The organism is Thalassotalea hakodatensis, assembly GCF_030295995.1.
Lineage (GTDB): Bacteria > Pseudomonadota > Gammaproteobacteria > Enterobacterales > Alteromonadaceae > Thalassotalea_C > Thalassotalea_C hakodatensis.
The window spans coordinates 989268-1001941 of sequence record NZ_AP027365.1 but is presented as its reverse complement, the minus strand read 5'-3'; the positions used below and the strand labels follow the sequence as shown (position 1 = coordinate 1001941).

The 12674-nt window shown below is 35.3% G+C and carries 9 protein-coding genes; all 9 read right to left on the bottom strand.

Going from position 1 to position 12674, the window contains the following annotated elements; all coding sequences use genetic code 11:
- Positions 1–26: 26 nt before the first annotated feature.
- Positions 27–1013 carry a glycosyltransferase gene (locus QUE72_RS04315; RefSeq protein WP_286271773.1) on the bottom strand — a complete coding sequence of 329 codons (987 nt, stop codon included), beginning with the start codon at positions 1011–1013 and terminating at the stop codon, positions 27–29.
- A complete protein-coding gene (locus QUE72_RS04310; protein ID WP_074500604.1) occupies positions 983–1855 on the bottom strand; it encodes a glycosyltransferase in 873 nt (290 codons plus the stop codon). Before QUE72_RS04310 ends, QUE72_RS04315 begins: the two co-directional genes overlap by 31 nt.
- Positions 1845–2999, bottom strand: coding sequence for a polysaccharide pyruvyl transferase family protein (locus QUE72_RS04305; protein ID WP_074500605.1), 1155 nt, complete (start codon positions 2997–2999; stop codon positions 1845–1847). The genes QUE72_RS04310 and QUE72_RS04305 overlap by 11 nt, the downstream gene beginning before the upstream one ends.
- A complete protein-coding gene (locus QUE72_RS04300) occupies positions 2996–4060 on the bottom strand; it encodes a nitroreductase family protein (protein ID WP_286271772.1) in 1065 nt (354 codons plus the stop codon). The genes QUE72_RS04305 and QUE72_RS04300 overlap by 4 nt, the downstream gene beginning before the upstream one ends.
- A 96-nt stretch (positions 4061–4156) precedes the next feature.
- Positions 4157–5068, bottom strand: coding sequence for a Wzz/FepE/Etk N-terminal domain-containing protein (locus QUE72_RS04295; protein ID WP_074500607.1), 912 nt, complete (start codon positions 5066–5068; stop codon positions 4157–4159).
- Positions 5069–5289: 221 nt separating this feature from the next.
- Positions 5290–6900, bottom strand: a complete 1611-nt coding sequence (locus QUE72_RS04290; protein ID WP_074500608.1) for an asparagine synthase-related protein — start codon at positions 6898–6900, stop codon at positions 5290–5292.
- Entirely contained in the window at positions 6890–8179 is a 1290-nt protein-coding gene (locus QUE72_RS04285; RefSeq protein WP_286271771.1) for a lipopolysaccharide biosynthesis protein, read from the bottom strand. Before QUE72_RS04285 ends, QUE72_RS04290 begins: the two co-directional genes overlap by 11 nt.
- A gap of 302 nt (positions 8180–8481) precedes the next feature.
- On the bottom strand, positions 8482–10146 hold the full coding sequence (locus QUE72_RS04280; protein ID WP_286271770.1) for a hypothetical protein: 1665 nt from the start codon (positions 10144–10146) through the stop codon (positions 8482–8484).
- Between the two features lie 441 nt (positions 10147–10587).
- A complete protein-coding gene (locus QUE72_RS04275; RefSeq protein WP_286271769.1) occupies positions 10588–12648 on the bottom strand; it encodes a secretin N-terminal domain-containing protein in 2061 nt (686 codons plus the stop codon).
- Positions 12649–12674 lie beyond the last annotated feature (26 nt).

The window sequence follows — 12674 nt, the reverse complement described above, 5'->3', positions numbered from 1 at the left end:
AAATAAGCAAACTCATATGGTTTAATTCATGCGCTTAACAAGTGTTTATAAACTTTATGTAACTGTTGACAAATATGATTATTTGTCAATTCATATTGTTTAGTGCTTTTTCCTTCCTCTACTGTTTTTGTCTGTGATGACAATATTAGGCATATAAATTCGGCGAGTTCTTGCTCATTATTGCTTATAAAGCAGTTATTTCTGTTTTCAATTAAATAAGGTACATCGCCAACCTTTGTTGATACTACAGGAAGACCAGCAAAAATGGCTTCTTTAACAACCTGAGGTGATCCTTCGTAATCGGATGTCATTAATAAACAAACACTATTAGTAAACAAGTTTGCGACTTCTTCCCTAGAAAGTGACTCCATAATCGCTATCGTTAATTTCTTCCCTATACGACATTCCACTCTGTCTATGATTCGTTTAAATTTTGGGAAGTTTTTTTCAACCCTTTGGGGCGACGAGGGAAATACTATCGTATCGGTTCGTTTATCATTAGCCCTATTCACAAAATGTATAAACTGTGATGTAACACCGCAAGGTAAGTAGTGCGCATTATTGTTATAATTTGAAATTCTATCAAAAATTTGCTTACTAACACCAATAACGGCATCAGCACAAATTAATGCTAACTTGGAAACCAATAAACTTAACCGATTATTACCTAATATATCTGAACCGTGAAAGGTAACAATAATTTTAATTTTTTTGTATCTAACATATGGCATTATAAAAAACAAAGGTAAAAAGCTTAAACCAAAATGTACATGAATAAATTGAGGCTTCGCAGAAATGCACCGCTTTAATAATCGATAACTTGACAATAAGTATCGACGAAGCAAACCACCATTGATTAATTGCAACACGCTAATCTGTGCATTCGGAAAACACTCTTTATAAGAGTCTATTTGTTCTTTTACAAAAATTCCCCAATAAGGATTAGTTTTTGTAGGGAACATATTTGTCAATATCAAAACTCTCACTTCGAAACCAGCCGATACTTTAAGCATAAAGCTTTCAACCAAAATTTTATCATTGGTAAATTAAATAACTTAATTAACTGCCAAAACGAAGGGAATTGTCCACCAATGATTGCCATTCGAATTTTTGCATTTTTTTTCTGGTAGCTAGACAGTTTTGACCAATGCTTGTTATAAAACTTTTTACAGCCTTTGTAACGATTACTTGAAGTAGATATTCTAGGTCGTTTTTCATCTATATCAGCGTAGTATGTTTCCACATCTATTTTCAAAGCATCACCAAATTTATCTACAATTCTGACCCACATATCATAATCTTGCCAAGCGGGTAATGATTCATCGAAACCGCCAAGAATTTTAAAACGAGATGTCTCAGTGAACACTTGATTACCAACTAAATTTTCATCTAACAAAAAAGACAAGTTAATACTCTGCTTTTGAAGTGCATCGTTAGGTAATGGTTGATACACACAATCAAATTGACTTAAATCTACTTCAATATTTTTTGTGGTCACTAAAGAAAAAGACTCATCGTAATATTCGACAAGTTTTTCAACTCTAGAGGGGTGAAATATATCGTCGTCATCTAGCCCAGTGCAAAAATATCCGCTTGCATTGTTGATGCAAACATTTCGAGCAGCACAGGCTCCTTGAGGCGTGTTATGCTTAAAATATTTAATAGAGCTATATTGTTCAATTAATCGTCGTACAACTTCTTCAGTATCATCGCAAGAGCCATCATCACATATTAATATTTCAATGTTTTGATACGTTTGATTGAGTACTGATTCTACTGCCCTCACCAATAAAGCTGAGCGATTATGTGTTGGTATATAAATCGATACTAATGGATTTCCTGTTTTAATTCCCATTATTTATGACTCTTTGTACCTCGTGCCACATTTCATCAGTCTTTGACTTATAATGTTTACTTCGTTCATTTAAAACATCAACAACATCTTGGTTATCGCAAAGGCATTTTTTCATTAATCCCTTCATTTGTTCAGGTTGGAAATTTGAAGATATTAAAAATTCAGGTACACCATACTCACTAAAGAGTTGCTCATACTTATGGCTCCAACTAGTACCAATACAAGGAACACTTTGTGAAAGCGCACTTACACAGCCATGAAACCTAGAACAAATGATCAACTTTGCACCGCCAATTAAGCCCTTAACCTTAATTGGATCAGGCTCTGAAATCACTTCTAAAGGCATGTCCAGCTTATTATTAATTTGTCGACAAATGTCTAAATCATCAACACCCTCATGATTAAGGATGTAAGGCTTAAAACCAAGGTTAATCGCATGTTCTGCTGCTAAAACAAAAAAATTAATATATGAAGAAGCCCATTGTTTATTTGGGTTACGTTTATTAACCATATTATTATTCGGAATTAAGCATACTTGGAAATTTTCACGATCGTAGTATTCAGGTATTGCTCCAACTAATGCATTTGTGAAATCTGGATAGACTGAAATATTTGGTAGTTCTCCCGTTAAGCGAGTCAAGTGCGCATAAGATGTTTCTTCTCTAGAACATACTAAACTGGCTTTATTCATCGAGCTTTTAATCAACTGCTGATTTTTAGCTTGGGTAAATGGACCAAAAGCTTGAGGTAAAAAAACATATTTCTTATTATGCTTATGCATACGTGATGCCTCAGCTAACGCATGCTCCAACATAACAGTATTCCACTGATCGCCATAAGCAAAACCGGAGGCATCAAAAATAATGTCTATATCTGCTTCTGTAATAATTCCCCATTTTTTTAAAGCTTTACGAATAAACGGAGGCAATACATATGTAAGTCTATTAAAATCAAAAGGGTACTTTCTAAGAGATAGCTTTTGCCATGCGCCATATTTTGCTCTATCCATATAAGAGGAATTCACATTGGGTGCTAGAGCTATTTCTGCATCAGGCCAAAGCTCCATAATCTTCTGATGAATAGCGCAAAGCATCAATTCAGCCCCTTTATTGACGAATTGCACACCTTTAATTTCAATAATCATAATTTAACTTCTTTTAGTAACTGTTCTGGTAATTTTTTTTGCGAAAAAGGAATTTTACCATCTGGTTCAGCATAGCCAAAAGCTAAAAGCATAATAGGCCGTTGATGGGCTTTTAAATCTAGCTTTTGACTCATCTTTGCTTCCCTAAATTCAATATCTGGCCAATTAATTGGACAAGTACTTATCCCCAATGACTCGAATCCCAACATTAATTGCATAGCAGCTAAAGAACCATCAATGTAAATAACATGTTTATCACGTTCAGCTGGATATGCGGATAAATCACCAACAATAACAAACAAATTTTGTATGTTTTCTGCAAAACCAGCTGTTCCCATAGCTAGTTTTGCTATATGTATTGCATCAACATCCTTTAATAAATAGAATTGATATGGCTGCCTATTACATGCGCTAGGGGCCAACGAAGCCATTTCTAATGCTTTGTTTATAAGCTCTTTCGCAACAGGTTTATCCTCAAACCATCTAACAGATCTTCGTCTTATAAATAACTGCTTTAATTGCTCAGGATCACATGATAGCTCAGGTCTTGAGACTTCATCGTAAGGAGTAAACTGGCGATTCAATGAGAAAGACGGACGACATTGCTCAAAAGCCGCTTTTAATTGTTGTGTGTGTTCTGATAATTTAATAACACTAAAGTATTTCAATAGAACATCAGACGCCCATTGTAACTCTTCATCGCATAATGTACCTGCTTTTACGCATTCAATATAACAATCAACTGTTTCATCTATATACGCTAGAGCAAAAACCTCTCTTCGAGGTTTCATTATCAAGCCTTTTTCTAATCGGTGAGTATTACGTCTTAATAAAACACTACTTTTCCCAATTTTGTAAAGTGATTTGCCATAAGCTACCCGGCCTTTTAAGACAGCCTGTTGCTCACGAGAAAATTGCCTGCTAAATAATAAATAGTAAATTGAACTTAATATGCGATGACTTGCAAAAAATGGAATGATTGCTTGATCAACACTATTATTTATAGCCCTTATATTTTTAACAAATTTGGGTGGTACTATTTTTTTTAAAAATTTCTTCATTACACTATTATCTAACTCATTTATTTATGTCATATTTAGAAAAATTATTGCTTAAGTTAGCAATTTTAGTGCTACATCATTAATTTTATTGCTTAACTATTTCGAAAAAGAAAAGTGCCGAACAAGTACAAGCATCACGATAAATACACCAGAAGCAAGTGTTCCTCCAATACAAATTAACGCGCGTTTAGGTGAGGACTTATCTTCTGGGTAGCTTGCAGGATCAACTGTTTTAAATACATACTCTTTTCGTACTTCCGTTAGTAGTAAAGTTTTCATTTGTTCTTCTATTAACTGATAAAAAGTTTCTTTCATCACTTTACTGTTCGTCTTTTGAGCAACATTCTCTAAATATTTAATACTGCTTTTTGCTTCCATTAAATCTTGCTCGCGGATCTCTTCATTAACATCCTCGACTAACCATTCCAACCATTGTTGGGCAATATCTGGTTTGAGAAACTCAAGTGAAATATTAACTACTCCGGATTTATTGTCACTTTCAACGGTTAGTATATTTTCAAATGCTAGATAAACATCTTCAGCAGAAGGTATTAGAGGTTTAGGATAAAAAACTTCTCTAACCCATTTATTTGCTTTTTCATCATACAGCTTATTATTAATTACTAGATTTTTGTCATCGTCTAGTCCATCTGCTGCAATCAGCGGTACCAATATATTATGCTTTGTTACAAACTCGTTTAAAAAAGCACGAGATTTCAATAATTCTTTAGCTAATGAAACTTTCTCATCATTCCCTCCACCTAAACTAACACCCGCCAAGCCTGCTAACCCCCCTAAATTTCCAGCAAGAGAAGATAGATCTTTTTGGGCATTATTATTAGACATTAATTTCACATGAGACGTATATTTATTAGGTAAACTTAACGCATATACGACAGAAAACACGGCGAATATACTGACAAAGCCTAAAATTAAAAATTTATGTTTAAATAACACATAAACAATGCTTGTAAGTGAGATTTCTTCTAATTCATTTTTAGTTTTCATTTATTCATTTCAACTCTGATGATAAATATTGAAAAACGTGAGGAGTAAATCAAAGCAGTTTATGATTTTTAAAACTTTACTTATACAAAAGTACAGAGTAAAACAACCACATTCACGCAAATTTAAAATTGTTAGCAGCACTTTATTAACCAGCGAATTTTAACGTATCGTTACCAAAACAGCTAGATTGTTTTAATTTAAAAGCTTAACTACTCCTATATTCACTGGCCCTTTTGAACTAACTGTTTTTTTTGTTTCATGACTAATTTATAAGCTAAATAACCAAATAAGCTACCTTTTGCATGAGGGTATTTAATTTTTCTTAATGCCCATCGATAAAATGGTACTAATGCGTACAAGTCATTTTCATCGGTAAAATAATCAAATACCGACCTAATTTTTTTTACAGGAGAAGAATAATGATCGTTCACATTTCCATACCTTAACCTATCGCCTGAAATATCGTTATATTTATCTTCAACAAATTTTTTCCATAAGCTTGAATTCAAACGATATTCCAGCGGTACTTTTTGCCAAAAGAAAATTATGTTTTCATTCCACAAAGGCATCCACCAATCTACTTTAAAAAAATCATAATACCTGTTTGAATTTATAATAAATTTGGCTTGGCGTTCATAAAACTCCCAGGCTTCAAACAAGGAGACTGCAAGCAGACTATCTTCTTGTCCTTCAGAAATTCTCCTCAGCTGATCAGTCAATTTAATATTAAGATCATCACGATTTTCATGTTTCACTTTATTTTTATAATGTTTTGCTATAATTGCATCCACTATGCGCTCAATATTAGTTGACGCCTTAAGATTAATAAGTTGATGTGGTATATGCCCACCTGAAACAAAATCTCCAGTATGTCCTGGGACAATTAATGCGTTACGATGAATAATTTTCTGATGCAATAAAGCTTTTAACGCTGGATATACTTGAATATTAGGTACAGAAATATAATTACTAATGAATGACAGATATTGTTCAAACTCGTCACTTTTTTGCACAACTTTCCATCGTTTTTTATCATACTCAATTAAGTGCCATTCAAAGCCAAGTTTTTCCGCTACTTGTTTACTGATCAAAACCTCTTTACTATTTTTTTTACCGAACGTAAATGTCAGCACATTAGGATAACCAGATTGTTTCAAATATACGGCAATTGCCCTAGAATCATAACCACCACTTAATGGCACTACCACTTGCCGACCTCCCGCATAATCAATGAGTTGATTAATTGCAGCTTTCATGGCGTCATCTAGTTGCATACAAAGCTTTTCATCAGCCACATGCTTATTACCATTCATCGGTATAAATTTGTAATACGCAACTTGTTCAAATCCGTAACACTTTGACGTTAACATGTGTCCAGCTCGTACCTGATATACGTCTTCTATAAGCGTATTTTCACCTGTTACATAGCCAGCTTGTTGAAACTCTTGTTCTGATAAAGGTATCAAGCTCTGTTTATTCGTTTTGCGAGCCAAGTAAATTGCAGAGTCAGAAACATGCATTTTTTTGTTTTCGTCAAATGCATAAAGCAATGGTTTACTTCTTGTTTTATCACTTGCTAAAACAAATACATCAGAGTCGTTAATAATAAACGAAAAAAATCCTGACAGCTCTAAAATAAATTGCTTAAGTGTTCCTGCTGAAACAGCCTCTCTCGTTAAGTTATAAAGAGAAACAGCAGACAGTTTTTGTTCATCTAAGTAAGCACAGCCTATATAGTAAAACCTACTTTCTATCTTTTCTGCCTCACCAAATAACCCTTTAATATTGATAGACACATGATGAGGGCGGAGTGTTTTACAACTATGAATCATAATTAATTGCCCTATTATTCGAGTTTTTGTTTTTTTGTTCACATGAAATATAGGCTAATGCGATAATCACTAAGTTATGTATAACGCTAGCTAATACAAACAATTTCAGAGCAAGCCATTCATCATTTCCGTAATGGCCACCTAATATTAACATTGCAATACGTACCGGCATTGAAATGATATTTATCAATAACGATTGCTTCTGCTTTTTTAGAACAATGAGCAATTTCAAACTGGGCGCATTAATTAAAATAAAATAAGTCCATAGTGATAACCACTGCGCGTAAACACCAGCTTCAAACCATTTTTCACCAAAGATCAAAGAGAATAGTGCCGGGCCAAAAAACCAAATAATACCTAACGGCAAAAGAGCAACGACAGACAGGTAAAAAGTTGTGTGAACAAAATACTTTTTCGCTTGAGCAAACTGTTGTAGGTTAACTTGCTTCGAAAAACGTCCATAACATACATCACCTACAGCTTTGCCTATCAACGTTATAGGTATCGCTAAAATGGTTCTGCTAAACGTATAAAAACCTGCTGAAACAGGGCCAAATAAAGCTGCTAGTATCACTACAGGGGCACTTTGTGATAGTGCATTAAGTAATGCTTGAGGTGACTGAAACAAAGGAAAGTTACGATACCTAGCTAACAGTTGTCTATAGTCGTTATTTGGAAGACTTTCTGTTTCATTTTTTATCGCGTTCTTAACAGGTAAACCAAGTAATAGCGCATTGATCAAAGGGTTAACAATAGCAATCACAATTAACGTAATTGCATACGGTATAAAAAAGCCAACGCCTAGTTTTAATAAGTTAATTATTAAAGCATGAAGTATGCTAATTTTTGCCCTTAGTTTAAATAAAGATAATTTAATCGACCAATTTTCACTGAGCTGAAGCATCGCACCAAACAGCACAACAGCAGGCACCGAATATAAATACATACCATCGCCTTGGGCGTTTAATACGTTAACTAGCCACGGCTTGTTTAACACAATAAATAAGGTAAATATTAAACATGCTAACAGAGCAATACAGGTTGAAAGCTTTGACAGCGCTTTAGCTTCATTATTTGACTTAGTAAGCACGACTGCCATGGGTAATGTTAATGCAGCTATTGGCATTAATATTGTTGATAACGCGACAAATACCCCCAAATGACCGAATGCCTCTGGTGTAAAAATGCGAGTGAGTAAAGGTGTGAACGCTAATGTAATAATTTGTGCGCCAGCTGTACCTGTTACTACAGCTAAAATAGCAGAGAGATCTTTACGCACGGTTTTCCTTTAACGTGGTGAATTTACATCTGATTTAAAAACGAGGCTATTAAACCATAAAACCGCTATTAATTCGAGCATTGAAAACGTTAAGAATTGTTACTTCGCCTAGTTATTCACCTTGTTACCAACTATTTGGTTGCTTATTGATTACGTAAATTAAAAGAAACACAGGTAAAAGTAATCTCTTGTTTGTTCCGAGTAAAACCTTTTCAATATATGTGCATAGTCGTTTTTACTGTTTACCACAGTAAAAAAAAACGACCCGAAGGTCGTTTTTTATATTAAAGTGTTAAATCAACTTATGGGTTAATTTCACCTTCGTATGCATCACTTAATAGTGCCATGCGGCCACCAGAAGCTAGGTTACTGTAACCAGTAATCTTGATGTCAGCATCAGGAGCTGTTGTAGAGAATGTAACGCTTAATGAAGTACCTTCAGGTAACATTAATGCATCATAAACTTCAGCTTCACCAATTTTAGTTAATGATTCTGCTTCAGCTTTACCTACTAAAGTACCGCTGTAAGCAACACCTTCACGCGTAAATGCTGTGATTAACACATCACCTGTTTGATCGCCTGAGTTAGCAAGTTCAAAGTTAGTTGTGATGTGATCATAACCAATTGGCGCGTAAGGGAAAGTAATTTCAGAACCGTTTAAGTCCCAAATGAACGCATTCGCACCAGCTGAAGAGCTACCTAATAAGTAAAATGCATCAGTATCAGCTTCTGTTGGAGTAATCATCATAGATGCTTTAACAGTACGAGTTGCAAGGTTAGTGTCGCCGTCAACTGTAATCGCAACTGTTGCATCAGAAATACCAACACCTTCTACCATGTTATCGGCATCGAATACTGCTGTATCATTAGTACCAACTAAGTCAGTCTCAACGTAATCTGCTTGCTCTACACCGGTAAAGCTACCAGTTAATTCCATCGCAAATGCTGCAGTTGTATGATCAATACCTAAATCAATTGTGCCGTCAACTGTTACGTCAAATACAAAATCAGTAGTTACGTCATCACCGATAGCATCAGAGAAGAATAAACGATCTTGTTCAACATCAATGGTATCAGTTACCGCTGTTGCAGTTAAGTCAAATTGGTTAGCTGTAGTAACTAGCGTTTTTGATCCTGCGATCGGTGCAGAAAGATCAGCACCCGTATCATCTTTTGCTTCAGGTAAACCAACAGTTAAATCGCCAGCACCAATAGTTGCCTTAGTGAAGGTTGTTACAACATCAGCTGTATCTGTAGTAGTATCTACAAGGTTGAAGAAAAGATCATCAGCAACTAAAGTGGCAGACGTTAACTTAAATAAAACCCACTCATAATCACCATTTGCGTCTTCACCAAAATCAACTAAGTCAGCCACATCAGAGATTGCGAAATCGTTAATTTGTGTATTTAATGCGGCAACTAAAGCTTTAGCATCACCAGCAACACCAGGAGTGATTGTTAATGCAGCAAGTGCTGATTTATAAGCAGATGCATCAACTAACAAATCTGCAGCTTCAGCGGCTTCAATAACCCCTGTAGCTGCTGCTTTAGCAGCGGCAAGTTCCACATCTAACTCGGCTTGCGTATTACCAGTTGCGTTTGCAACTAAACCAACTGCAGTATCGATATCACCTTGAATAGTTGCATTATCACTTACTGCAAGACCATCATTACCGTATGCATTAGCAGTTACCGTTCTTTTTTGTAATTTAAGACCTGTATCTGCTTCAATCGCGCCACCTTCAAATACAAATTTCAAGGTATTGTTAACACCTAAAGCAATACCTGCTTCGTATTTAATACCGATGTTAGCAGCACTTAAATCGCCTTCAAGTGCAGTACCAGTGTACGCATTTAAGTATTCGTTACCAACTTTGTAAGCAGTACCAGATACCGTTATATCACCAGCGAATGCTGAACCTGTTGCAGCAGCAAGTGCAGCTGCCATCAATGTTTTTTTGAACATTTTAAATCCTTATTTTTCATGAAAATGAATTTTATTATAACTTTAGTTATTATTTAGCTAAGTAATAACTAAATAAAAGCCATTATTTAACGTTAAAAGACTTTAACATGTTAGTGGAAGTACCGCTAAAATGCCAAATCTTGAAACAATTTATCTCAACTAAACCAAAGGTGTCAACACCTAATTTCGTAATTAATTCAGTGTCTTTTATTTAATCAACACCAATTTGATTATAAATTCAGCTAAATGTGATAAACCAGTTAGCGCCAAATTAATTAGCTACTATACCACACTTAACATTTAATTCATCAACCCCTTGTTTTTAAAAGACAATAATAAAAACAATTAAATGTGAAGGTAAAAAGTATTATAACAGACATGCAAATGCTACTTTACCCTCTAAATCACTCGCGTTGCTAAACTCTGTTTAGCTATATTAAATTAAAAAGTTAAATATTCTAAATTTTGTTTAAACGAATCGGTAATTTCTTGCCATTGGTCTGTTCTGTCAATCACTCTTGGCGTGATTAACATAATTAATTCTGTGCGGTTAGTGCTTTCGCCGTTTGATTTAAATAAATGTCCTATTAACGGGATATCCCCTAATAAAGGCGTTTTCTTATCGCCTTGGTTAGTATTTTCACTAATTAAGCCACCTAAAATGATAGTTTGACCGCTTTGTGCAACAACTTCTGTTTTTAAACCTCGCTCGAAAATATTCGGGTTACCACTTGCACCTGAAGAGTCAGGCACTTCATTAGAAATAGTTTGGCTTATTTCCATGATCACAATACCGCGGGCATTAATTGAAGGGGTTACAGTTACATCAACCCCTGTTTTGCGATATTCAGAACTGGTCGTTTGTCTGTCGCCACTGATAGGGTCTTCGGTGGTTTCACCAACTACTGAAATATCTGAACCCACATTAATATTAGCCGAGACACCATCACGCACTAATAAACTGGGGTTTGATAGCACTTTGATTAGATCATTCGTTTCAATAAAATTCGCTTTTATACTGCCATCTGCGCCGTTTAGCGCTAAACTAAAACCGCCAATTCCCGTTACACCAAAGGCATCTTTTGTTCCCATGCTAAGCTCACCTTGGGTAAAGGCCCACTCAACACCATGTTTAAACTCATCACTTAAATTTACTTCCGCAATGGTAATATCTAGCATTACTTGACGTGGTAATACATCTAGTTTTTTAATTAGCGGTAACAGTGCTTGGTATTTATTACCCGAGGTATAAAAAATAATCGCGTTTGAACGTTCATCAACCACTAAGGTCATGTCATCTGAACTTACGCCGGTTAAACGCGTATTCGAGGGTGCGTTACCCGTAGAGCTTTTACTAGCAGTATTGCTTTTTGAGTTCGCTCGAGCTGTTCCACCTAATAAAGCAGATAAACTTTCACCTAAATCTGCGGCACGGGCATATTGTGGATGATACATAAAGTATTGTTTAGTGACACTTTGCAAAGGCTTATCAATTAACTTCGCCCAATAACGCACACGATCGAGTAACGATTTATCAGCAGCAAATACAGCAATAGAACCAATTTGTGCAATGGGAACCATGACTAAGTTTTTACTGCCAGCATTATTTGTAGCGATGGGAATGCCTTCATTCTCTAACAACGTGGTAATTTGCGTAGTAAACTCTTCACTGGTGATGTAAGTGAGGTTTATTAAACCAATATTTTTACCACGGTTTGACGGTGCATCAAGTAAATGAATAAACTCAAGCGATCTGAGAATTTCTTCGCGTTTACCTTGCAAGAACAAGGCACTTTGATCCGCATCTGTTGATATTTGCACACCTACTAGTTGTCTTAACGCTTTCTCAATACTTATTTTAACACCATATTTTAACGGAATAATTTGTAGAATATCTTGCCCTGTTTGTGGCACATCTTCTAACTCTCTACCAACTGCCGTGACTACATTTTTAGCACGTTTATTAAGTTTAGGTTTATTAATAAAGTACAAGCCATCATTAAAGTTAATGCTAACCTCATGTTCCATTAACAATTCACTTGTTAACTGCATTAAACGACGAGGGCTAATTTTTTCTTGTATGTTTAGGGTTATTTTTTCTTTTGAAGGCTCTACGCTTTTATCAATTATATAATTAATGCTGAGTAATTCACCAAGTGCGTAATGCAAAAACTCATTTAATGGCATTTCATTGACCGAAAGGCTAAGTGATGGCTCTGGTGAAAACGACGCAGACAGCTTTTCAGCTTTGCGTAGGTTAACTTGCTGACGTGGTAAGGGTTCTAGGTTTTTAATCTGAGCTAAGTCGGTATGTAGAAGATCTTGCTCTTCTGGAATAGTATCATCAGTTGTTACCACAACTATATCTTCTTCACCATTCAAGTAAGACTGAGGGACTTTAAACCCCGAGCTTTTCTCTGGTTGAGTCTCTTGTGTTGAGCTACAACCAAACATAGCAAATACACAAAATAATATTGTAAGGTGTTTTTTTGTTTTGTTCATAGTTATTTTACTTAATGTAACCTATT